21 protein-coding genes are annotated in these 22,746 nt (G+C 34.2%); 4 read left to right on the top strand and 17 right to left on the bottom strand.

Annotated features, from left to right (window positions below):
- The 3 genes from BMY96_RS00420 to BMY96_RS00410 form a co-directional block, all read right to left on the bottom strand.
- On the bottom strand, positions 1–558 hold the full coding sequence (locus BMY96_RS00420) for a hypothetical protein (protein WP_092847670.1): 558 nt from the start codon (positions 556–558) through the stop codon (positions 1–3).
- Positions 559–629: 71 nt separating this feature from the next.
- Positions 630–2,171 carry a helicase HerA-like domain-containing protein gene (locus BMY96_RS00415; RefSeq protein ID WP_092847667.1) on the bottom strand — a complete coding sequence of 514 codons (1,542 nt, stop codon included), beginning with the start codon at positions 2,169–2,171 and terminating at the stop codon, positions 630–632.
- 93 nt (positions 2,172–2,264) lie between these two features.
- Positions 2,265–2,975 (bottom strand): phage tail-like protein, encoded by a 711-nt coding sequence (locus BMY96_RS00410; RefSeq protein WP_092847665.1) that lies wholly within the window; start codon positions 2,973–2,975, stop codon positions 2,265–2,267.
- A gap of 153 nt (positions 2,976–3,128) precedes the next feature.
- Between BMY96_RS00410 and BMY96_RS00405 the strand changes: the two genes are divergently transcribed.
- Positions 3,129–3,758 (top strand): 7-carboxy-7-deazaguanine synthase QueE, encoded by a 630-nt coding sequence (locus BMY96_RS00405; protein ID WP_092847662.1) that lies wholly within the window; start codon positions 3,129–3,131, stop codon positions 3,756–3,758.
- 94 nt (positions 3,759–3,852) lie between these two features.
- Positions 3,853–3,990 (top strand): hypothetical protein, encoded by a 138-nt coding sequence (locus tag BMY96_RS15895; RefSeq protein ID WP_172625824.1) that lies wholly within the window; start codon positions 3,853–3,855, stop codon positions 3,988–3,990.
- Between the two features lie 61 nt (positions 3,991–4,051).
- Here the strand turns inward: BMY96_RS15895 and BMY96_RS00400 are convergent, their stop codons facing one another.
- Positions 4,052–4,594 carry a DUF2911 domain-containing protein gene (locus BMY96_RS00400; RefSeq protein WP_092847659.1) on the bottom strand — a complete coding sequence of 181 codons (543 nt, stop codon included), beginning with the start codon at positions 4,592–4,594 and terminating at the stop codon, positions 4,052–4,054.
- A gap of 182 nt (positions 4,595–4,776) precedes the next feature.
- On the opposite strand from BMY96_RS00400, the gene BMY96_RS00395 reads away from it, so the two are divergent.
- Positions 4,777–5,088: a DUF202 domain-containing protein gene (locus BMY96_RS00395; RefSeq protein WP_092848737.1), complete on the top strand. Its 312-nt coding sequence runs from the start codon at positions 4,777–4,779 to the stop codon at positions 5,086–5,088.
- 272 nt (positions 5,089–5,360) lie between these two features.
- On the opposite strand, the gene BMY96_RS00390 is transcribed toward BMY96_RS00395, so the two are convergent.
- The 8 genes from BMY96_RS00390 to BMY96_RS00350 all read right to left on the bottom strand — a co-directional run bounded on the left by BMY96_RS00390 (position 5,361) and on the right by BMY96_RS00350 (position 15,428).
- Positions 5,361–5,903 carry a hypothetical protein gene (locus tag BMY96_RS00390; protein WP_092847657.1) on the bottom strand — a complete coding sequence of 181 codons (543 nt, stop codon included), beginning with the start codon at positions 5,901–5,903 and terminating at the stop codon, positions 5,361–5,363.
- A 142-nt stretch (positions 5,904–6,045) separates the two neighbouring features.
- Positions 6,046–6,855, bottom strand: coding sequence for a radical SAM protein (locus BMY96_RS00385; RefSeq protein WP_092847654.1), 810 nt, complete (start codon positions 6,853–6,855; stop codon positions 6,046–6,048).
- A complete protein-coding gene (locus tag BMY96_RS00380) occupies positions 6,855–7,370 on the bottom strand; it encodes a hypothetical protein (protein ID WP_092847652.1) in 516 nt (171 codons plus the stop codon). The genes BMY96_RS00385 and BMY96_RS00380 overlap by 1 nt, the downstream gene beginning before the upstream one ends.
- 452 nt (positions 7,371–7,822) lie before the next feature.
- Positions 7,823–9,088: a YCF48-related protein gene (locus tag BMY96_RS00370; RefSeq protein ID WP_092847648.1), complete on the bottom strand. Its 1,266-nt coding sequence runs from the start codon at positions 9,086–9,088 to the stop codon at positions 7,823–7,825.
- 16 nt (positions 9,089–9,104) lie between these two features.
- Positions 9,105–12,443 carry a bifunctional amidotransferase subunit GatB/aspartate--tRNA ligase AspS gene (gatB/aspS, locus tag BMY96_RS00365; RefSeq protein ID WP_092847645.1) on the bottom strand — a complete coding sequence of 1,113 codons (3,339 nt, stop codon included), beginning with the start codon at positions 12,441–12,443 and terminating at the stop codon, positions 9,105–9,107.
- Positions 12,443–13,843, bottom strand: a complete 1,401-nt coding sequence (locus BMY96_RS00360; RefSeq protein WP_092847643.1) for an amidase family protein — start codon at positions 13,841–13,843, stop codon at positions 12,443–12,445. The genes gatB/aspS and BMY96_RS00360 overlap by 1 nt, the downstream gene beginning before the upstream one ends.
- A gap of 2 nt (positions 13,844–13,845) precedes the next feature.
- Complete coding sequence (locus BMY96_RS00355; protein WP_175473483.1) at positions 13,846–14,112, bottom strand: Asp-tRNA(Asn)/Glu-tRNA(Gln) amidotransferase subunit GatC; 267 nt, start codon at positions 14,110–14,112, stop codon at positions 13,846–13,848.
- A gap of 308 nt (positions 14,113–14,420) precedes the next feature.
- A complete protein-coding gene (locus BMY96_RS00350) occupies positions 14,421–15,428 on the bottom strand; it encodes a T9SS type A sorting domain-containing protein (RefSeq protein WP_092847640.1) in 1,008 nt (335 codons plus the stop codon).
- 612 nt (positions 15,429–16,040) lie between these two features.
- On the opposite strand from BMY96_RS00350, the gene gyrB reads away from it, so the two are divergent.
- Positions 16,041–17,990 (top strand): DNA topoisomerase (ATP-hydrolyzing) subunit B, encoded by a 1,950-nt coding sequence (gyrB, locus tag BMY96_RS00345; protein ID WP_092847636.1) that lies wholly within the window; start codon positions 16,041–16,043, stop codon positions 17,988–17,990.
- Positions 17,991–18,087: 97 nt separating this feature from the next.
- Here gyrB and BMY96_RS00340 read toward each other — a convergent pair whose 3' ends face one another.
- The 5 genes from BMY96_RS00340 to BMY96_RS00320 all read right to left on the bottom strand — a co-directional run bounded on the left by BMY96_RS00340 (position 18,088) and on the right by BMY96_RS00320 (position 22,552).
- The gene (locus BMY96_RS00340) at positions 18,088–18,549 is read right to left on the bottom strand and encodes a hypothetical protein (protein WP_092847634.1); all 462 of its coding nucleotides are present in this window, start codon (positions 18,547–18,549) and stop codon (positions 18,088–18,090) included.
- 160 nt (positions 18,550–18,709) lie between these two features.
- On the bottom strand, positions 18,710–19,750 hold the full coding sequence (locus tag BMY96_RS00335; RefSeq protein ID WP_175473482.1) for a hypothetical protein: 1,041 nt from the start codon (positions 19,748–19,750) through the stop codon (positions 18,710–18,712).
- A 187-nt stretch (positions 19,751–19,937) separates the two neighbouring features.
- Positions 19,938–20,528, bottom strand: coding sequence for a porin family protein (locus BMY96_RS00330; protein ID WP_092847629.1), 591 nt, complete (start codon positions 20,526–20,528; stop codon positions 19,938–19,940).
- Positions 20,529–20,626: 98 nt separating this feature from the next.
- Positions 20,627–21,409, bottom strand: coding sequence for a zinc metalloprotease (locus BMY96_RS00325; protein ID WP_092847627.1), 783 nt, complete (start codon positions 21,407–21,409; stop codon positions 20,627–20,629).
- Between the two features lie 90 nt (positions 21,410–21,499).
- Positions 21,500–22,552 carry a hypothetical protein gene (locus BMY96_RS00320; protein ID WP_092847624.1) on the bottom strand — a complete coding sequence of 351 codons (1,053 nt, stop codon included), beginning with the start codon at positions 22,550–22,552 and terminating at the stop codon, positions 21,500–21,502.
- Positions 22,553–22,746: the final 194 nt, after the last annotated feature.

Genomic DNA, 22,746 nt, shown 5'->3' with positions numbered 1-22,746 from the left:
TTAATGGTTCCAGTTTATAAAAAAGTATTTTACTTTGGCATTATCTGGAATATGAGTAGGTTCAAATTTTAAATTCATATCAAACCTAAGGTTAGAAGGTAGCTCGTTTTTGTCAATAGTAAAACTAGCGTTAATTTGATCGACTCCTACAACAATAGAATTAATTAAATTACTAATTCTAGAAATTTTATGATTCTCCTTTATGTCTTTAAAAGTACTTAAACTAGTAATGTTGTTTTCAGTTTTAAAACGCTCATCTAAAATACGAATACTACCAATTGTTGAGGTAGAATCTAAAGCTTGTTTAGGCGTAAGCGTTAAAAGTTTTTTTCCTCCTTTTTCAAAAATTTCAATATTGTTTATGTTTCCTGTAAACTCATCACCACTTATAAATTTAACGATAGAATCGTTGGCATAAATAGTTTTTAAGTCTTTAACTTGAGTAGAATCGGTTAGTAAGCCAACATGTTGCTTACTAATTTCGAAAGGGTTTGGTGTGTTGTTACAACTTGTTATAATGAAAGAGATACATAATACCGTTAAAAAAGACTTGTACATAAATAAATTAGGGTTTGGTTTTAAGGAAAAGGTTTTGATTTTAATACTTAATATAATGGGCTATTGCAATGTTATTTTTTCATCACTTTTGTTAAAATACCAAATACACTTCTAATAAAAGTGGCGCTTGTTAATACTTTAACTATAGGGTTCATGGCAGTGCTTTTTCGTCTAGAAGTTGTTGTTTTCTTTTTTGATGCTGCTTTTTTAAGCGCTTCTTTTTCTTCTCTAGCTTTTTCTTTAATTTCTTCGGCCTCTGCTTTTTCAATTTTCTTATTTAGCATTTCATAGGCACTTTCTCTATCTACGGTTTCGTTGTATTTTTTTACCAACTTAGATTTTGATAGTAAGCTGCTTAACTCAACATCGGTTAATACATCCATTCTACTCATAGGAGCTCGCATCATGGTAGCTGCAAGAGGCGTAGGACGTCCTTTTTCGTCTAGCGCAGAAACCAAGGCTTCACCTATTCCTAAAGATGTTAAAACCTCGGTAGTGTCATAATACTCAGAATCCGGATAGTTTTGCGCAGTGAGTTTAATAGCTTTTCTATCCTTGGCGGTAAATGCTCTTAATGCATGTTGAATTTTTAAACCCAATTGCCCTAAAACAGCTTCTGGAACATCGGTTGGGTTTTGCGTTACAAAATACAAACCAACACCCTTACTACGTATTAATTTTACAATACTTTCAATTTGATTTAAAAGGGCTTTTGATGCTTCATTAAAAATTAAATGAGCTTCATCTATAAATAAAATAAGTTCTGGTCTGTCGCTATCTCCCTGTTCTGGAAAGGTCGAATAAATTTCGGCCAGTAAACTTAACATAAAGGTTGAGAATAATTTAGGTCTATCTTGTATATCTGTAAGTCTTAAAATATTTATATAGCCACGGCCATTTTCATCAACACGCAACAGATCTTCAACTTCAAAAGAGGTTTCGCCAAAAAAACGATCGGCACCTTGTTGTTCTAATTCTATAATTTTTCGCAGAATGGCGCCAGTGGATGCTGTCGAAATCCTACCATAAGATTCAGTAAATTCTTCTTTGCCTTCTTGTGTAGCGTATTGTAATATTTTTTTAAAATCTTTTAAATCTAAAAGCGGCAATTTATTATTATCGCAATATTGAAAAATTACGGCTACAATTCCAGATTGTGTTTCAGTAAGATCTAAAATTCTAGATAACAAAACCGGTCCAAATTCACTAACAGTAGCTCTTAAGCGTACGCCGTCTTGTTCAGAAAGGGTTAAAATTTCAACAGGAAAGGCTTTCGATTCAAAAGGTAATCCTATTTTTTCATGGCGTTCATCAATCTTAGCATGACCAGGACTAGGTTGTGCTATACCGCTTAAATCACCTTTAATATCCATGAGTAGTACAGGAACGCCTTTATCACTTAAATTTTCGGCTAATACTTGTAACGATTTTGTTTTTCCGGTACCTGTAGCTCCGGCAATTAAACCATGACGATTCATAGTCTTTAAAGGGATTTTTACATGTGCTCCAGTTATGGTTTCGCCATCTAACATGGCGGCTCCAACGGGTATAAAATCGCCTTTTGTGGTATTGCCTTCTGTAATGTATTTATAAAAAGTGTCCTTGTTGCTCATACTGTATAATTTTGCATAAAAATACAGCAATTTAAAATAAAAAAAAGTTTAGGACTTAATTCTTTTAAAATCAAATTGTATTATTAAATAAAACTATCTGTGAGCCTCAAAAATTACAACAATATCTTCGGTATGGTCTGTTACGTTTATTGTAAAACCATTTGTGTTAAAGCTTGTAACCTCAGCGGCTGTTAAACCTAAACTGTCTCCATTTTGGTTTGAGTATCTAATACCTATGGCTCTTGAACTTGAAGCGTATCTAGAAATGTCGTTAATAGATGTTCCGCTACCACCTACATAAATGGCTTGCTGCTCTATACTACCATTGTAGTTTGTAGCGTAGCCTGTTGTAGTTCCAAATGCATTTTGAAATGTATTCGAATTGTTTCCTACACCATTATCCGAATTTAAATTGTAAGTTTCTACATTGGCATGAGCAGAAAATTTTATAGACGATGGCTCAAAAGGTAAACCCGTTACTGTTTGCGTGCCTGTGCCTGTTATTATAAACTTACCAATATGCACCGATGAGTCTGGATTTAGCTTACTCCACGCAGGTGTTCCAGGTGTACCAGAATTAAATTCAAACGTATTGGTTGAGGTGTTAAATATCATTAGGCCAGGTGCTGGCGTAGTAATATTATTTCTTTGAGTTGTTGTAAGTCTAGGGATTAATAGGCCTTTATCTGTAGATTCTATATCTAAAATAGCGGAATCATTAGGAGTTGTAGTGCCAATACCTACTTGAGAGAAGCTGTAAAAATTGCTAAATAGCAATATTAAAGCAAATACTATAAACTTCATGCTTTAGAGAGAGGTTGAGGGTGAATTAATTGTTTTTAGGGATTACGAAAATACGTAAACATTTTGAAGAATAAAAGGGAACTAAACAAACTTCTTTGTTACTAAGTCATTTCTGTAAATATATGTACATTTGCACACTAAATTTTTTTTGGGATGAATGAAGTTGTAAAGCAAATGGTGGAGAAAGGGGAAATGTTACCCCTAATGGAAGAGTTTTATACTATTCAAGGCGAAGGGTTTCATAAAGGAACCGCAGCCTATTTTGTTCGAATAGGTGGTTGCGATGTAGGATGCCATTGGTGCGATGTTAAGGAAAGCTGGAATGCTAATTTACATCCACCTACCGAAACAACTAAAATAGTAGCAGCCGCTAAATCGTATAGTAGTACTATTGTGGTTACTGGTGGTGAGCCCTTAACTTGGGATATGACGCCTTTAACAACCCAATTAAAAGCAGAAGGCTTACAAACACATATCGAAACCTCTGGAGCATATAAACTAACAGGTATATGGGATTGGATTTGTTTATCGCCTAAAAAAATGAAACTTCCTACCAAAGAAGTTTACGATCATGCCCACGAGTTAAAAATGATTATTTATAATAAAGACGATTTTCGTTTTGCTGAAGAACAAGCAGCTAAAGTAAACGATAATTGTATTTTATACTTGCAGCCGGAGTGGAGTAAACGCGATAAAGTGGTGCCAGAAATTGTTGATTATGTAATGAAACATCCAAAATGGAAAGTGTCTTTACAAACTCATAAATATTTAAATATTCCCTAAAGTACCATAACTGTATTTGTGTTAAACTTTTTACGATTTAAGACAAGTAAAGTATGAATTGTAATGTATTTTTGAGCTATAAAAACATTCGATTATGGAAAAATTATTGAGAATTATTGGAGCGGCTTGGGGAGCAAAAAAAATAGGAGGCGGCAAATGTGGATGTATAGGAACCTTTTTTGTTTTCCTTATACTATATTGGCTTTTAGGTTACGTTTTTAAAGTATTTTAATAAAAAAAAGTTCCGATAACTAACTTGTAGCTATCGGAACTTTTTTTATGGATACATATATTTAATTCATAAACGGCACAGCTACTCTTGTAGTGCCCCAACCTAAGTACATGTCTGCACCGGCATCATTACTTTCAAAGGTAATAGAAAAGTTTTCTAACGACGAATCATCTTTGCTAACGGGTGCTGTTATTCTTAAAACATCATTGGCCTCTTTGTATGTGTAAGCACCCCATGTATTTACATCATTGCTTAAAATAATAGTCCATTCTTTTTCTCCAGGAATAGTAAATAACGAGTACGTACCAGCAGCAATACTTTTACCACCAATTTTCATGTCTTTATAAATGGTAATATCTGCAGCTTCGTTAGCGCCAGTTCTCCAAACCTCTCCGTTAGGAGCCAGTTTACTTAATTCGCGGCCCTTTAAAAACGGACGACTATAAACAACTTTTACAAAAGCAGGTTTGCTTCTATCTGTCCTGTAAAATGTTACGTCTAAAGGACTTTTATCTAATTTCGAAAATTTTTGAGCGCTTACCGTTGTTGTTAATAACATTACAAACGCAAAAGCAAGGGTTGATAATAAGGTTGTTTTTTTCATAATCTATTTTTTTGTTTTTATTAAAGTTTAAAATTAAACCAAAAAAGTCTTAATGTTTTTATAAAACTGGTTAGCTAATGTTAAAGTTTGCAATTAGCTAGTATTCAAATTAAAATCCTTAAGCATGACTATACAGGTTGCTTTAAAAAATGTATTTTTATAAAGAATTAAAATTGAAAATAATGAAACTTTTAAAATTTGGACGCGATTTTAAACCAGACGAAAAAGTAATTTTAAGAGATTATTTGGCCATAGAACGCACCCGATTAGCAAACGAGCGTACCCTGTTATCTTACATAAGGTCGTCGCTATATTTACTATTAGGAAGTATTGGCTTTTTTCAATTAAAAGGGTATCCTAATTTTAAATACCTAGCCTTTGTATCCTTAGCCTTTAGTGCCATCTTTTTTATAATAGGTGTGTTTAGGTTTAGGTTGCTTAAAAAGAGTTTAAAACAGTTGTACTACATGTCCGAAACCAATGAAGATAAATAGCTAGGTTTCTATACTTTTAATTAGGGCGTTACCACGCCCTTCGTCTGCACTCAGGGCAAGCGGTCGGGCTATTCACTGCAAGTCCTCGCACTTCCTACGTCAGGCTGTGGGCTATTCGTTACTATCCCTAACGCGCTTACTGTTGCGGCTTACTCATGCTTTAAAAGACTATTTGTCTGCCTTAAATAAAAAAGGTGAATTTTATTAGGGCTGAGGTTGTTTTTGTATGAATTTACAACTTTTTATATGTTTTATACGCATGTTGTACATAGTTATTCTTCTACCAACAATTTATCAATTTTAAATCTCCAAAACTCCACTAAATGGCTAAATTCCATATTAGTATTAAAAATTGAATCTTCTGTCGCAAATAAATCAGCGAAAATAGGTTTTCCGATTTCCTTTAATTCAGGAAAAGTTAAATCAGTTTTATTTTCATTTCTGAACTGTTTAATTTCCTTATTATATTTTTTTGCGTAAGCTTCATAAAGGTCAAATACAACTTTTTGAAGTTTGTATTCTTTCTTGAAGTCAGCTGAGTTTTTTATCCATGATTTATTTTTGTAAAACACGGCTTTCACATTTGCTTTTTGGATGTATGTTTTTTTTATCATCAGACCATGGAAATAAGAAATATCAGATTTTGAAGTCAAATTAATGTCGTCTGTGAAATCCGATTCTGATATTTCAACATCATCAGACCAATAAATTACTTGAGAATTTAAAAAAAGGTATTTTATATCCATTCGAAGAAACCACAATAAAAAAACTATTAATATTATCGGTAAAACAATTTTAAGCAGGATTTTCTTCATAATTATGTACAACGTTGTTGTATATGGTTTGTTGCGTGGTTTAAGTACTAAATTTAGCAAATAAAAACTGAATAGAAAATCCGCGAGGATTTTCGTAAGTAGGCTAGAACTAGCAATAAATTATATACGGTGTTGCCAGTAGTTATTTATATCTGTGAATTGTTTTTGGATTAATTTTTCCTTTTATGTTATCTGTTTTATTTTTAAAATCTTTGTCAAAAATAGAATATAGCTTTTCGTAATTACCATTTATTGAATTAGTGTAAATGAAGCCTTGTTCATCGCAGAATAGATATCCATCAACTCTGTCTTTAAATTTAAAAAGCTCAACATTTAAATTTGGTTTATTAATATTTAAATGCTGTGTAAGTAAGTCAAAGTCATATTCACTAATTTCATATTTGTCTTTTTCTTTTCTCGCTACAGAAAGTGGAAAAAATTGATATAAACTCCATCGTTTAATATTCTTAAATTTCATTATGTAATCTCCAATTTCAGAGATATTATGGGAATTTAATTTCGTTACTATTGTATTTATTTTTATTGGAATATTTATTTTTTCTTCAAGTTTTTTGATTATTAAATCGACTTTTTGGAATAGATTTTTAGACTCTCTAAATTTGTCATAATCTTCACCAATTGCATCTAAAGAAATCCCTAATAAATCAACATATTGATTAATATAATCTATGTCAGAATCATTTATTGCTTTGGCATTTGTATCTACGTGAGTTATAATATTATTCTCTTTAGCTAATTTGCACGCAGTACGAAATGTTTTCTTACTAAAGGAATCTCCACCTCCAAAAGTTATTATATCGAAGCCATATTCGATTGCTTTTGCAACTATTTCATTGGTTTTGTCTTCTATTTTTTGATAATGAAAGTCAATGTAACAAAACTTGCATTTCAAATTGCAATTTTGATTATAGGTAATTATTAGTCTTTTCATTATTCAACAATATCTTCAAAATCTTTTGAAAGGCTCCACGAGTTATTAAAATGACTTTTTAGAATATTATAATTTTGATTATCACTTTCAAACTCAATAGCAATAAAATTATTTTCAATTCTATCTCCTACTTTACCTAAATGATATGGGTCATAAATCATATATTTATCTGTAAAGAACAATGAGCAATATATTTGATTAGTGAATCTAATTTCTAAATTATCATATTTATCATTTAGTCGCTTAAGGTTAGTTAAATCCAATTTTCTATCGGTTTCTCCTTCGATATTATTAAGCCTATTTCTTACCTTTTTATTTTTGCAAGTAGGGTTAACTAGTAAAACGCGAAAATGTATTCCATTGTCTAATTTTGCTTTTATATTTTTCCAATGTCTATCCGTAGCAATATCCAAATATGATTTTCCCGTTTCCGCTATTAAATGAAGTTCATTAGAACAATCGATTGAGTTTGAGATTTCAATATTTCGATTATTTTTAGAAGATGAGTTTCTCATAAAGTAATGGTTCGTGATTCCATTATCTTCTTGTTCTTTAATTTTTTTTCTCTTCTATGCGCTCTCTTTAAAATGAAATTATACTCACTATTTTTCAAAACTATTTCTAAGAATATAATTATCGCAGACGCTAATGCTAACCACCAATAAAATTTTTCATTTGATAAATATGTAACTAAAAAGACAGAAATTCCAAATAATATAATTTCTAAAATTTTATTCAGTTTATAGAGACTTTTCATTCAGGTCTTGTTTTTTTAATTACTGGCAACTCGTTATATAATTACATCTATGTTTCATATCCCGGAAATAAAACATGATATAGTTAGTTTTTTGTCGTTGTTATCCGGTAAATATAATTAAATTTTCTTACAAAAATAAAACGAGCCTAGTCGTTTAAAACTAGGCTCTTTTTATTGGGAGTTATACCACCCGTAATTATAAATAACTAATTACAATTTAATAAACTTTTTAGCGGTACGACCTGTATTACTATGGAAATCTAATATATAATATCCAGAAGCTAAATCGTTTACGCTAAACGAGTAGGTTTTACTGCTTTTATTCTTTACCGAGTCTCTTGTTAACTGCTTTATAAAGGCGCCTGTACTGCTATATAGTTCAATAAGTATATTATCGCCAACATTATAATTTATGGTAAATTCCAACTGCTTATCCACAGGGTTTTTAGATAAGGTAATATCAAGATCTTTTCTGTAAATTTCCGAATTGTTAGTGCGTAGTGTTTGTGTGGTGTATTTGTAAACCGATGCTCCTGCAGCATAAGCCAAGGTGCTATTTATTACAAAAATACGGTTTAAGTTACCGCCAATGTTTAAGTCGGTCCAAGTGAGTCCGCCATCGTTGGTTTCATGAAAACCTGTTGTGTGGCCTCCCATCCAGCCTTTAGTTTCCGAAATAAACCCAACAGCTTCAACGCCGCTTTCTGGAGCATCATGGCTTGTCCATGTAACACCACCATCCAATGATTTTATAAGTTTCCCTGGGTTTGCTTGCGAGGTATAAATGGCTCCAAACATTACATTAGGATTACCATATAGAATTTGGAGTTTCCATACGTATTCGCCAGAAATAGTGGCTTGGTAAATGTTAGACCATGTAACGCCACCATCGGTTGTTTTTAATACAATAGCGCCTGTATTGTTTCTACCGGCCGCAAAACCGTTTAATTCGTCTAAAAATTTAACTTCTACTAAGGCATTGGCATAGGCAGACATATCGGTATAAGTCCAGGTTTCGCCACTATCGGTCGATTTTATAAGGTGTGCCGGTTGAAAATAAGCACCACAACCATAAATTGTAGAGCTTCCCACAGCATTTATACCGCAAATAGCATTTGGGTTAGGGCTTATGCTAACCTCTGTCCAGTTATCGCCACCATCAACCGTTTTGTAAAAGGCACCGTTTAAAGTCCCTACAAAGCCAATGTTTTCGTTTAAAAATTCAACATTTCTAAAATACTTATTATTGCCTGGTAACTCCGAATGGTTTAATTGTTCGGTCCAGTTTAAACCACCATCGGTAGTTTTAAAAATAGCACCATGTTGCCCATTTGCTGCCCAACCTAAATTGTCGTTTAAAAAAAACACATCGTCAAAACGGGTACCATCGGTATTCGTAACAATATTAGGAGCCGCTTGCCATGTTTGTGCAAACGCACTTAAACTTATTAGCAGTAAAAGGTATGTCAATTTCATAGGAGCAAATTACAGTTTATTTTTTTAGAATTCTTACGTTCATTTCTTCAACCTTTTTATCAGATAGAGGAGAAGGAGCTCCAAAGAGTAAATCTTCACTAGTTCCTGTTTTTGGGAACGCCATAACTTCTCTAATAGATGCTTTTTTCTCTAAAATCATCATTAATCTATCTACACCCCAAGCAATGCCGCCGTGTGGTGGTGCCCCATAATGGAACGCTTTATACATGGTGCCAACACTTTTCATCATTTCTTCTTTGTTGTAGCCCATGTTTTTATATGTAGCCTCTAAAATTTCAGGTTTGTGCGCACGCACAGAACCACCACCAATTTCGTAACCATTTAAAATTAAATCGTATTGCTGGGCAATAATGCTTCCAATTTCTTCTTCCTTACCATTCATGTGTTTTTCAATATCATAAATAGCTGGCATAGAGAACGGGTTGTGTGTAAACGTCCAACGGCCTTCGTCTGTTTTTTCAAACATAGGGAAATCAATAACCCAAGCAGGTCTTAATTCCTTAGGGTTAATCAAACGTAACATTTTACCTAATTCTTGGCGTACAGCATCTAAAGCTTTGTTGGCTGTTGCATAATCTGCTGCCGAAAAGAATACAATATCACCAACTTGTGCGTTGGTTGTTTTAATGATTGCTGCGGCAATATCTTCGCCTAAAAACTTAATAATTGGCGATTGTAAATCGTTTTCGTTTACAATAATGTACGCTAAACCACCAAGACCATGACTTTGTGCTAAAGTGGTTAGTTTTTCAATTTGCCCTTTCGATAAGCGTTTGTTTCCTTGCTCTTCAGCCGAAACTTTAATACATTTTACAATACCGCCTTCTTCAATAGGTTTGCTAAACACTTGGAAGGTGGTATCTTTTACAAACTCTGTAATGTCTTGTAGTTTTAAACCAAAACGTAAATCTGGCCTATCGCAGCCATAACTGTCCATGGCTTCCTTATAGGTAATCACTTCAAATGGACGTAATATCCATTTTTTACCATATATTTTTTCAACAATAGCATTAAACATATTTGTGTTTAAATCGATAATTTGTTGCATGCTAGCGTACGCCATTTCAATATCTAATTGTGTAAATTCTGGTTGGCGATCGCCTCTAGAATCTTCATCTCTAAAACAACGTGCTATCTGGAAATACTTTTCGTAACCACTTACCATCAACATTTGTTTAAACTGTTGTGGTGCCTGCGGAAGCGTGTAAAACGAACCGGCTTGCTTACGTGTTGGTACAATAAATTCGCGCGCACCCTCATCGGTTCCTGCACTTAAAATAGGCGTTTCAATTTCAAGGAACTCTTGGTCGTCCAAAATATCACGCATCATTTTAATTACCTTATGGCGATTTACAATAGCTCTACGAACATCATCATTTCTATGATCTAGATATTTATATTGAAAACGAACCGTTTCGTTGGTTTTGGTAGCTCTTTTTATTTCAAAAGGTAAGGTTTTAGAAAGGTTTAAAATTTCTAAATCTTTGGCTTCTAATTCAATTTTACCGGTTCTTAAAGCCGCGTTATAATCATCCTCCTTACGTTGCATGATGGTTCCAGAAACTGTAATAACCGATTCTGGTTTCAGTTTTACTAACTCATCTAGATTAGCAAACGATTCTCTACTTAATCGAACTTGAAATACCTGTGTGCTAGAATCGCGTAAATCGATAAACATTAATTCGCCATGGTCGCGCACACTAGACACCCAACCGGAAAGTGTTACGTTTTCAGAAATACTATCGTCCGAAATATCAGAGATAACGTGTGTTCTGTATTCGTCCTTTACAACAATCGGAATTTCTGGTAGAACTTCTTCTGTTTTGGTTACTGGTTGTTGGTTGTTTGTTATTGGTTGTTGTGTGCTTGCGTTTTCGGTTGTCGTGCTTGCGCCTTCATTTCCTGCAAGTGCACTTAAAATGCCCTCGCGAATTACTTTTCCTGAGGCACCTTTACCAATAATACCAATAACTTTTCCAACAAGAATACCTGCTTTCCCTTGGTTTCCTGCTTTAATATCGTTTGCTACGGCTTCGTTTTCTGAAATGACCTTGGCTATAGCATCTTCAATTTTAGATTCTGAAATGGTATTCGCTTCAAAATATGTTTTGTAATCGAAACTAGGGTTTTCTAATACCGATTTAATAGCGTTTTGTGCTAAAACAGACGTAACTTTATCATCTTTAAACAGGCTGAATATGGCAGTAAAATCTGAAACATTTTCTATTTTTGTATAGTCTTCTGCTTTTATATTATTCGTTAAGGTTTTTGCAACAAAAGATGGTTCTTTTAACACATTGTTTATCGCTACAAAGGTTTCAGAACGCAATGAATCGGCTGTAAAAAACTTAGCATCTTGTGGTAATACGCCACCTTTTATTAAAATAGATTCTACTGCAAAGGGTAAAGTGCTTAAATCGACATCGATAGATTCAACCACATCTTTTATGCTTACAAAAGGTAAATCGGGCTCCGAAATAAAACGGTAATCGGCCTCGAATTCCTTTTTACGCATGGTTTTGGTTTGCTTAAGTTCTGCATCCCATAACACGGTGGTTTGGTCTGGTCTAAATTCTTTATGCTCTAAGAAATAGTTAAGTTGTTTTTCAACTTCTTCTTTTAACGCATCGACCATAAACTTAAACGAGTTTAAGTTTTTTATTTCGGTACGTGGGTTTAAATTATAATCGTGTTTTTTACGAAGCGATACAGAAACATCCGATTTAAATTCTCCTTTTTCAAGGTTAGCTTCAGAAATGCCTAAGTTTTGAACAATACGCTGAATGTACTGTGCGTAGGTTGAAGCATCTTCGATATGACGCACACATGGCTCGGTTACAATTTCAATTAACGGTACACCGGCTTTATTAAAATCGACTAACGAGATTTTTTTCTCGTGCATCAATTTCGCAGCATCTTCCTCGATATGCACTTGCGTTAAGTTAACGGTAAATTGCGAACCATCATTACGGAAACAAGACACTTGTCCGTCTGGAATTACCGGATTATGAAACTGTGTAATTTGTATGTTTTTCGGGTTGTCTGGATACTCGTAATGCTTTCTATCCCAAGAAATAACCTCGTTACTAAAAGTCGATTTTACAGCCTTTCCAAAATAAATAGCCTTAGTAATAGCCTCTTTATTTATGGCAGGTAAAACACCCATTTGCCCTGTACAAACCGAACAAATATTTTGATTTGGTTGTTCTATTTCTTGGTTAGTACAAGAACAAAATAATTTGGTTTTAGTGTTTAATCGAACGTGGGTTTCCAGACCGATAACTAACTCTAATTCGTGTTTTTTAAGTGCGTCGTTTAATTGCTCTAAATCCATTATATCGTATCTTTTAAGAAGTTAGCAAACTTCAAAACAAGTTCGTCGTTATTTTTTGCTGCCGTAATTTGCAGGCCTGTTGCAGTGCCTTGAGGTACCGTTAAGGTTGGTAATTGCCCCAAACTAAAACCAACGGTGTAGGCATCGCTTAAATACATGGCGTGTGGGTCTTTTAAACTATCGCCAATTTTAGGCGGCGTGTTAGGTGTAACCGGAGAAATGATAATATCTACTGCCGAAAAATCTTTTTCGAAATTTTCTGCAATAGCATCTCTTAGGGCTAAGCCTTTTAAATAAATAGCATCTGAAAATCCTTGAGATAACACCTGGTTGCCACCAACAATTCTACGTTTTGTTTCTTCCGAAAAATTCTCTGAACGCGTAACGGCGTAGGTTTCTTTTAAATTATCAGATTCAATACGGTTACCGTAATTTGTACCGTCTAATCTTGATAGGTTAGATGCGGTTTCGGCCATAGCCAAAGTATAGTAGGTTGATACCAAGGTTTCAGATTCAAAGAAATCTAAAGCTTTAACGGCAATGCCTTTAGCTTTTATTTTTTCGATGGTTGCTAAAAAATCTGCTTTAATAGTAGCATCAATAGAATCGTTTTCAATAAAATTCTTGAAATATCCAACGGTTTTAATGGTGTTGGAATTTGCAATGCTATCTGGCGTAATTTCCGCGGAAGCGTAAGTGGTTTGATCTTTAGCATCTTTACCACTCATTACGTTAAGTACAATACGAATATCCTCTATAGATTTAGCAATAGGACCAACACAGTCTGTTGACGATGCGTAGGCCATTAAACCGTAGCGAGAAATACGCCCGTAAGTTGGTTTTAAACCATACACATTATTGTAACCAGCTGGCTGACGTACAGAACCACCAGTATCGCCACCAATAGAAAATACCGTGTAATCTTTAGCTACGTTTACTGCAGAACCACCACTAGAACCACCACCAACTAAGTCTGGGTTAATAGCGTTTTTTACGGCGCCAAAAATGGTGTTTTCGCTAGAAGAACCATGACCAAAACTATCGCAGTTTTCTTTTACCAACGGAATGGCTCCGGCATCTAATAATTTTTGGATGGCCGTTGCTGTGTATGCCGATTTGTAATTTTTAAGTAAATCTGAACTTGCTGTTGTGTACGTGCCTTGAACCATATACACATCTTTAATTCCAAAAGGGATACCTTCTAACAGGCCAATGGTTTCGCCATTTGCAATTTTAGCGTCTACTTTTGCGGCTAAATCTAGAGCTAAAGTATCTAGCAATGCATTTACCGTATTGTTTGTGTTTTGTTTTAAAAGATCTAATTTTTCTTGAACCAGAGCGGTACAAGTTATGTCTTTGTTCACCAATTGCTGATGAATACTGTGTATTTGAGAACTCATAATTATTCTTCTATAACTTTAGAAACTACTAAATAGCCGTTTTTTTCTTTTGGAAAGTTTTCGATGATGATTTGTTTTTCGGTAGCCGAACTATCTACAACTACATCGTCTCTTAAATCGTTTAAAGACACGGCGTTATTATGATTATTGGAAGCATTATTATTTGATGTATTAGCGTTTTTAATAACTTCAAATAGTTTGTTAACCGCTTCTGATGGCTGCGCTCCTTTAATACTCGACAATACGTCGACTGTCATAATTTTACTCATGTCTTTTAATTTTAAATTGAGATACTAATTGGTATCTATAAAAAAAGCCTTCCAAAATAAGGAAGGCTTTATATATTTTTAAACAATAACCTTCCGGACCCTATAAATTAGGATTATTGAAATTATTATTATTGTTATTATTTGTCATTGTTATATTAATGCGCCCAAATATAGGCAGAATAAATAGACTATACACTATTTTAATAAATATCCTAAGCTTAATTATGAGATTATTAAGAAACTTAAAGTTACGTAAATAGTCTTTCAGTAATCTGCACTAATTTTTAGTTTTAGGTTAAAACGATCTTTTAGTTTTTAACAAACTTTTTATTAAAAACCTTCCCGGAATTGGTTTGAATATTCAGGAAATATAGACCAGTATTTAGGTTGCTTATATCAATGTTGTTATGGTGTTCACTTCTGGTAGATACAATTCGCCCTTGGTTGTCGTATATTAAAAATGATTTTACTGTCTCGTTATTTGGTATGTTAACGCGTATTGCATTTTGTGCGGGATTTGGGTATAATTTTGTAAGGGCAGCTAAATTAAAATCCTTGCTAGATAGCGTGTTATCTGTGGTGTTAAACTCGAAAGATTCGGAGGTTTGGTTTATATTTAAAATGGTAGATACAACATTGGTATTGCTAAATCTAAAATCCATATTGTTTGTTGTATTATTAAAGTAGTAATAGACGGTTTGTGTTAGAGTTCCAATATCATTAAATGTTGGAGGAATGCTAAAACTTAAATTTTGGTCTATACGCATGCGTGTAACTGTTTCGCTATATGTTGTTCCTATGGTTAGCGTACCATAGGCCTCAATGGAAGCAGAAAATGTACCTGTAAATGTGCCGTTGTTACCTTGGTAAGTGAAACTACCAGATACGGGGCCAGAGTTATTTGTTTCAAAGCTCATGGGGAACAAGCCAATAAATGCATTTTCTGTGTCGTAATTTAATTGGATATCGCCTTGAGAAATTCCTGTAATGGCTGTTCCTGTGTCGCTTTCTGCTATAAAAAACTGATTAGGGTTAGAGGTAACTGCTTCATTAATTATTGTAAGCACATTGGTTGTGCCTGGGTAGGTTGTTAATTGAGTTGCCGTTGGTGTTGTATAGGTATCTACATAGGTGTTTCCTGGGGTTAAATTGTTAAAAGTCCAATTAGCATTGGCGCCGGTAGCCGATTGGTCTATACCTGTTGTAGGTGTTAAAATAGTGAAATTGGTGTTGGGTGTACTTTGGTACGTCGATACCGTTTGCCCAAAGCTAAAAATGGTGCAAAGGCAAGCTAAAATGAGTAGTTTTGTTTTCATAAAATTAAGTGTTAATAGTTAGCGGTAATAAATGTAGTACGAAAATACTAAAACATGGGCGTATTTGCTATGTGTTTTGTGTTTAAATAAATGTGATTTTAGCTTGTTATAGGCGGTTTTGCTTTTTTTGTGAAATTAAGTTGGTTAAAAAGTGTTAGAATCTATTTTAAGGCTGTTTTTAGTCGATTTAAGCAACTTTTAGATAATTAACAATTGTTGATAACTATTGTTTAGGTGCGCTAAAAAGCTTTTTAAAAGCCTAATAAATTCGTATATTTGTTTGTATTCAGAAGGATGCTATAAGGCGTCTTTTTTTGTGTTAATGAAACTCTGTTTTAAAGAGGTTGAAAAACCGAAATTAAAACAGTAAGTTGAATTAATCCCGATGAAAATCGGGATCATTTAAAGTTAAATATTAGCTCTGGCAAATAGAAATTAGGATTGGTTTTGAGCTTGAATTTAGCAAATGAATGCGTTAGGGATTGCAGTGAAAAGCCCACAGCCCGACGAAGGAGGTGCGAGGACTTGAAACGTAAAGCCCGACCCTTTAGGGTAACGCCCAAAATAATTTGTGGTGTTTTTAAAAATTAAATAATTATAGAAATAAATAATATGAGCGAAGAGAAAGAGGCTTTTAACGAGCATAATTATTCGGCTGATAGTATTCAGGCATTAGAGGGTATGGAGCACGTACGTATGCGTCCGTCCATGTATATTGGAGACGTAGGAGTTCGTGGTTTACACCATTTAGTTTACGAGGTAGTTGATAACTCGATTGATGAGGCTTTAGCTGGACATTGTAATAATATTACAGTAATTATTAATGAAGATAACTCGATTACTACCGAAGATGATGGTCGTGGTATTCCTGTAGATTTACACAAAAAAGAAGGCGTGTCTGCACTTGAGGTTGTAATGACTAAAATTGGAGCCGGTGGTAAGTTTGATAAGGATTCTTATAAAGTTTCTGGTGGACTGCACGGTGTTGGTGTAAGTTGTGTGAATGCTTTATCGGTTAGTTTAAAAGCTACGGTTTACAGAAAAGGTGAAATTTGGGAGCAAGAATATGAGCGCGGTAAAGCCTTATATCCTGTTAAACAAATTGGTGAAACGGAAAAAAGAGGAACTACAGTAACTTTTAAGCCAGACCCTACCATTTTTACACAAACTTTAGAGTATAGTTATGATACGCTTGCTAGTCGTTTACGTGAATTAGCGTTTTTAAATAAAGGGATTACGGTTCATTTAATTGATAGAAGATCTAAAAAGGAAGATGGCGAGTTTGAGGGTGAAACATTTCATTCTGATGAAGGTTTAAAAGAGTTTATCAAGTATTTAGATGCAACTCGCGAACCTTTAATGAAAGATGTTATTGCTTTTGAAGGTGAAAAGAATGGTGTGCCGGTTGAGGTTGCCATGATTTACAACACCTCTTACGCCGAAAACTTACACTCTTATGTGAATAATATTAATACGCATGAAGGTGGAACGCATTTATCTGGTTTCCGTCGTGGTTTAACACATACCTTAAAAAAGTATGCTGATGAGTCTGGAATGCTTGATAAGCTAAAATTTGATATTGCAGGTGATGATTTTAGAGAAGGTTTAACGGCTATTGTTTCGGTAAAAGTGCAGGAGCCTCAGTTTGAAGGTCAAACAAAAACTAAACTTGGTAATAGAGAAGTATCGGCATCGGTAAGTCAAGCCGTTTCTGAAATGCTAACCGATTACTTAGAAGAAAATCCGGACGATGCTAAAACGATTGTGCAAAAAGTGATTTTGGCAGCACAAGCACGTCATGCCGCGCAAAAAGCGCGTGATATGGTACAGCGTAAAACGGTAATGAGTATTGGTGGTTTACCAGGAAAATTAAGTGACTGTTCTGAACAAGATCCAGAAAAATGTGAAGTATTCCTTGTTGAGGGAGATTCGGCAGGTGGAACTGCAAAACAAGGTCGTGATAGAGCGTTTCAAGCTATTTTGCCATTACGTGGTAAGATTTTGAATGTTGAAAAAGCCATGACGCATAAGGTTTTTGAAAACGAAGAGATTAAAAATATCTTTACTGCACTTGGTGTTACCATTGGTACCGAAGAAGATAGTAAAGCGTTAAACCTGTCTAAATTAAGATATCATAAAGTAGTGATAATGTGTGATGCCGATATTGATGGTAGCCACATTGCAACGCTAATTTTAACGTTCTTCTTTAGATATATGAAGGAGTTAATTGAAAACGGACATATTTATATTGCAACGCCGCCTTTATACTTAGTGAAACGTGGTGCTAAAAAACAATATGCTTGGTCTGATGCCGAACGAGATGAAATCGTTTCGGAATTTGGAGATGGATCTAAAATACAACGTTATAAAGGTCTTGGAGAAATGAACGCAGAGCAACTTTGGGACACAACCATGAATCCAGAGTTTAGAACCATGCGTTTAGTGCAAATAGATAACGGTACAGAAGCCGATAGAATTTTCTCTATGTTAATGGGTGATGAAGTACCACCGCGTAGAGATTTTATTGAAAAGAATGCTATTTATGCAAATATTGATGCATAACAGATTGCTACATACATAATGAAAAAATGCCGCTTAATTTAAGCGGCATTTTTATTGGTAGATATTGGGGCAAATTTTGACTAATCCAAATACAATTTTATATTCCTAAACCTACGCGTACTCTTGGGGCTCCTAAACTTACTCGAGTGTTTATTGTGCTTCTTCTTTGTGGCTGTCTGTTATAATAGTAGCCATCGTATCTGTAATAGTAAAACGAGGCATGCGAGTAGTAATGTGTGTTATGGTGACAATGGTTATCGCAATGCTCATAATGTTCTGCATAGGCATCTCTTTTGCCTTTCATATAAGCCTTATAAGCTTGTCGGTCTTTTTTCTTTAACTCCTTTTCGTAAGCTTTTTGCTCTTGCCAAAACTCTTCGCTTTCTTCTTCATTTTCTGCTTTAAACTGTTGCTCAAATTTGGCATCTTCTGCAGCGCGCTTTTGGTAGTATGATTCCTTATCAATTTTAGTGTTGCTTGTTGCGGTGGTGTCTTGAGCGTTAATCGTGTACGTTAGACTTAATGTTAAAATACAAAGGGCTGTTTTAAATATGTTCATGATTATAATTTTAAAGTTTATAAAGGGCTCTTTTATGAGCTTTCATTAATAAGACACCTAACAAATAGTTTACCCTACGCTTTTTTAAATAAAAATTTTTTTTATAAAAAAAGAGCGCCATAGGACGCCCTTTTCAAGTTATAACAAAGCGCCTTAATGCTTAGTTTTTAGAAATAAATACTGAAGATGCTGCAGCTAAACTGTTATTAACTACAGGTGCAATGTTTCCGCCAGAACCAATGTTGTTAAAGGCTAAAATTCTACCACCGCCATTACCAGCTTCGGCAATAAATACAGTTTGCGTATCGGCATCGTAAGCAACATCTACAGGGTTACCTAAAAGTGTAGCCGATCCAGATACTCTTGTTTGTTGCGATGCAGCTAAGGTTGCCCCGTTGGCCGTATCGTTAAATTTACTTGTAAAGTTTTCTATAATGTGAAAAGCACCATCGTCTTGTCCGTTAGTAGCGGCAGCAATATCCGTCATTACCATAACATCTGACGCGCTATCGTAGGTTAAACCATGAGTTCTAACAATACCTTCTATTGCAATTCTTTTTGTTGCGCTTACAGTAGCATCGCTTGTGTTAGCTAAAAAACTTGTGTAAACAGCAAGCTCGTTTGTAGCATCTACCACGGCGTATAAGTCGTTACCTTTAAATGTAATACCCCAAAGTTTAAAATCGGTTGTAATGGTGTTTCTTAGTGTAAAAGAATTTCCGCTACGTGTGTATATAAATAATTTACCATCTGGTGTGTTTGCGTCGCCATCCACATCGGCATTATCTGCAACCACATAGGTGTTTCCGTTAACGGCAAGCTCTCTAGGGCTAGACATATCGGTAGATCCATTAAGGTCTGCATTTACAGTAGCATTATTTAAAAGCATTGAGATGTTTGTAAACCCTTCAAGACCTAAACCAGATCGAGAGGCTTGAATTACAGCATCGGTGTCGCTATCAAAGTATATACCATCGGCAGCTGTAGATGATGTAATTAATGTTTTTGTTGTAATATTTGCCGAATCGGTTACATCGTATATCGTAACGTTACCATCAGAATTGTTTGATGCGTAAATCATGGTTGAGCTAGAAGACCCCATATCCATGTTGTTATCATCGTCGTCATTACTACAAGAGAATGCTAAAATTGATGTTAGGGCTATGGTTGCTAAAAATGGTTTGGATTTTAATGGTTTCATAATTTTTTTAAGTTTTTTGTTATTCAGCCATACGTACGAAGTAAAGAAATGAGTGGTTTTACTTTTTTACACTTTTAACATTTCATTAAGATGTTAAAGGGAGACTTAAGAAACTTAAACAGTACGAAAACAAAAAAAGCTAGTTTAAATATTTAAACTAGCTTTTGTAAGTTATAGCAATAGGTTTTTAAAAATCAAAGCCTAGAGAGATTTGCCAAACTCTATTTTGTGGGTTGCCTTCATCGTAAATATCGCCCATTCCTAAATGGTACCTAACGCTAAGGCTTACTCCAGAATCGGATTTAAAACCACCACCAAAGTTTACGCCCCAATCGAAATTATTAGGTTCAAACTCTTGACTAGTTTCAAAGAAAGTACCCTCAAATTCTTCTTTATGAGAAATAGCATAACCTACTTGTGGTCCTGCTTCTAGAAAAAAACTTTTAGTAGGGTATAATTTTAAAGATAACGGTAAATTAATATAATCTAATTTTTGGGTGAATGTGCCACTGCTATCTTGTAACTCGTAGCCTTGTTGCGAATAAAGAAATTCAATTTGTAAGGCAATAGCTTGTGCTAAAAAAGACTCGCCGTAAAAACCAGCATGGAAACTATGTCTTTGTCCGGTTTCTGTGTCGCCATCAAAACTAACAGCTGCTAAATTATATCCAAATTTAAGTCCAGCTTTCGAGCTTGGAGTTGTGTTATGGTCTTGAGCATTTAAAATAAATGAAAGACTAATTGTTAAAATAAATAGTGATTTTTTTAAAAATTTCATATTTTAAAGTTTTTGGTTTTTAATGTGCTTTTTTAAGCGTTATATAAGTAAGACAACTAAAAAGTTGTTTACCCTACCAATTTTTTTAAAAAAAATAATTATTTACCGCCGTTGGCTTGTAAATCGGCAATACATTGCGCATCTAGTTGCGGTGCGGCACTCATATTTACCATGTTTGAAATGTTTGCGCCAGCTTCTGCCGCCCAATACATTAAACAGCTTTCTACATTGCAATGTTTTTCGTGTTCTTCATCTTCATGATCTTCTTGCATGCTACTTCCTAAATTTGTAAGTCCTAAAATATGCCCGAATTCATGATTAATAACTGTGGTTTCTAGTAAAGTTCTATCTGGTTCAAAAGGGCTATTGCTAAAACCATGAAGGGTTTCTTCAAATATCACAAACGAGGTGTTCCAGTATGCTGTTCCTAAAACTACGTTAGATCCAGAATCATTACTAGATTTACCATCAATAAAAAGGGCCCAAACTGCAATTCTATCGGCAGTATTATATAGGGTACGTTCTGCTTTTTCTATATCTGCAATGTCGTTAATAGTATAAGTGTCTTTACCAGGAGATGCAATTTCTCGTTTTTCAACGGTTATCCCATTTGGTTTAAATGTTCTGTTATTTAAAAATGAAACAAAAGCATTAATAGAGTTTTGGTTGGGCTCAAAACCTTCAACATAAACCAATTCTATAACCATGCTTTTAAAAGTGGCGTCCGATAACAAATCGTTTGCCGAACTTCCTGTTGTTTGGCGGTTTAAGTTTTTATCAATATTAAAAATTTGATCTTCTTCTGTTGTGTTCGTTTCATCTTTAGAACATCCAAAAAGGAGGTTTAAAACTGCTGTTGCTATTAATATTTTATATTTCATTTTTTAATTTATTTTTTTATAAAAGCAGCTACCCTTTTAGGGCAGGATAGCTGCTTTAAAATAACATACGTAACAAATACTAATCTAGTTTTAAATCTTGCTTAATACTAGAGTTATTGCGGCATTTGTAGAACTTTGTAGGCTAATTGTATTGTTTGAATAGCTGGTAACTTGCCACGAATTATTTAATAATTCAAATGTTGCATTTCCAGAAAAAGTTAAGGATAAGAATACTTCAAGTTCTGAAGTAACTTTGTAAGTGCCTTCAATATCTTGGATAGTTGCGTTTACTGTATTTTCCGCAGTACAGGTTAAATCGTTTGCAAAATCTATGGTGTAATCGGCAAATTCGTTAGCAGAATCTACACCAGCAGAGACAAGAGATTCTACTTTAAACTTACTTTCTAATAAAATAGCTTCTAATTCAAGAGCATTTTCTTCGGCTTCAGCCATAGTTTCATCTGTACCTAAACATTCTGTAATGCTAGCTTGTAAATCCATATCGCTAGTAATTTCAATAACGGTGTCGTTGTTTAAAGTAGCTGTAATTGGATAGTTTACAGAAAACAATGTATTGTCATCAAGGTTGTTCATGTAGGCATATAATTGTTGTTCAGATTCTATAACAACACTTCCTGTTTGCTGCACGTTTAAATCGAAAGTTAAAATAGTAATAGGGAAATTAATGTCTATACAGTTGATAGCGTTTTTAAGCTCATTTTCGGCAGTTTCACAAGCGTTTATTACGGCGTCATAATCCGTTTGGTTTGTTATTTCAACCTCGGTATAATTACTAAGTTTTACCGAGAAAGGAAACTGTAGTTCAATACTATCATCGTCATTAGTAAACTGTCCTAAAATGTTTAGTACTAACTCATAATCAGATGCGCTAATAATCGTAATTTGGGTATCGTTAACGGTTGCGGTAACTGGTAGAATTATTGATGAACAAGAAACACCATCTAAAAAATCGTCAAAGCTTCCATCATGCATGGCACTGCGTTCTAAATTATTTGCAGTTGGCGATGCTGCGCTATTTGTGTTTTCTCGGTTTCCGTTTTCACTATCAATTTCATCTTGACACGAGGTAAGACTTAAAATAGTTACTAATAATGTTGCGGTTAAGAATTTTAAATGTTTCATAATTTTAATTTTTAGGGTATTTATAAATTTCTTTTTCATAGCGATTTTTTTACGCTTTCTGTATGTAAGACTCTTAGTTTGTAATTTACCCTACCGTTTTTTTAAAAATATTTTCAAAATAATATATAATGCTTTGTTTATGTGAGTGTTATGTGTTAGATTATTTTGTTATATTTTTGTTTAAAATAAATGAT

The organism is Algibacter pectinivorans, from assembly GCF_900112595.1.
Lineage (GTDB): Bacteria > Bacteroidota > Bacteroidia > Flavobacteriales > Flavobacteriaceae > Algibacter_B > Algibacter_B pectinivorans.
The sequence above is the reverse complement of the archived record's forward strand: the minus strand, read 5'-3'. Positions and strand labels throughout refer to the sequence as shown.

Coding starts and splice junctions, on each gene's coding strand:
- BMY96_RS00420 (WP_092847670.1), bottom strand. CDS start 558: ATGTACAAGTCTTTTTTAACGGTATTATGTATCTCTTTCATTATAACA.
- BMY96_RS00415 (WP_092847667.1), bottom strand. CDS start 2,171: ATGAGCAACAAGGACACTTTTTATAAATACATTACAGAAGGCAATACC.
- BMY96_RS00410 (WP_092847665.1), bottom strand. CDS start 2,975: ATGAAGTTTATAGTATTTGCTTTAATATTGCTATTTAGCAATTTTTAC.
- BMY96_RS00405 (WP_092847662.1), top strand. CDS start 3,129: ATGAATGAAGTTGTAAAGCAAATGGTGGAGAAAGGGGAAATGTTACCC.
- BMY96_RS15895 (WP_172625824.1), top strand. CDS start 3,853: ATGGAAAAATTATTGAGAATTATTGGAGCGGCTTGGGGAGCAAAAAAA.
- BMY96_RS00400 (WP_092847659.1), bottom strand. CDS start 4,594: ATGAAAAAAACAACCTTATTATCAACCCTTGCTTTTGCGTTTGTAATG.
- BMY96_RS00395 (WP_092848737.1), top strand. CDS start 4,777: ATGAAACTTTTAAAATTTGGACGCGATTTTAAACCAGACGAAAAAGTA.
- BMY96_RS00390 (WP_092847657.1), bottom strand. CDS start 5,903: ATGAAGAAAATCCTGCTTAAAATTGTTTTACCGATAATATTAATAGTT.
- BMY96_RS00385 (WP_092847654.1), bottom strand. CDS start 6,855: ATGAAAAGACTAATAATTACCTATAATCAAAATTGCAATTTGAAATGC.
- BMY96_RS00380 (WP_092847652.1), bottom strand. CDS start 7,370: ATGAGAAACTCATCTTCTAAAAATAATCGAAATATTGAAATCTCAAAC.
- BMY96_RS00370 (WP_092847648.1), bottom strand. CDS start 9,088: ATGAAATTGACATACCTTTTACTGCTAATAAGTTTAAGTGCGTTTGCA.
- gatB/aspS (WP_092847645.1), bottom strand. CDS start 12,443: ATGGATTTAGAGCAATTAAACGACGCACTTAAAAAACACGAATTAGAG.
- BMY96_RS00360 (WP_092847643.1), bottom strand. CDS start 13,843: ATGAGTTCTCAAATACACAGTATTCATCAGCAATTGGTGAACAAAGAC.
- BMY96_RS00355 (WP_175473483.1), bottom strand. CDS start 14,112: ATGAGTAAAATTATGACAGTCGACGTATTGTCGAGTATTAAAGGAGCG.
- BMY96_RS00350 (WP_092847640.1), bottom strand. CDS start 15,428: ATGAAAACAAAACTACTCATTTTAGCTTGCCTTTGCACCATTTTTAGC.
- gyrB (WP_092847636.1), top strand. CDS start 16,041: ATGAGCGAAGAGAAAGAGGCTTTTAACGAGCATAATTATTCGGCTGAT.
- BMY96_RS00340 (WP_092847634.1), bottom strand. CDS start 18,549: ATGAACATATTTAAAACAGCCCTTTGTATTTTAACATTAAGTCTAACG.
- BMY96_RS00335 (WP_175473482.1), bottom strand. CDS start 19,750: ATGAAACCATTAAAATCCAAACCATTTTTAGCAACCATAGCCCTAACA.
- BMY96_RS00330 (WP_092847629.1), bottom strand. CDS start 20,528: ATGAAATTTTTAAAAAAATCACTATTTATTTTAACAATTAGTCTTTCA.
- BMY96_RS00325 (WP_092847627.1), bottom strand. CDS start 21,409: ATGAAATATAAAATATTAATAGCAACAGCAGTTTTAAACCTCCTTTTT.
- BMY96_RS00320 (WP_092847624.1), bottom strand. CDS start 22,552: ATGAAACATTTAAAATTCTTAACCGCAACATTATTAGTAACTATTTTA.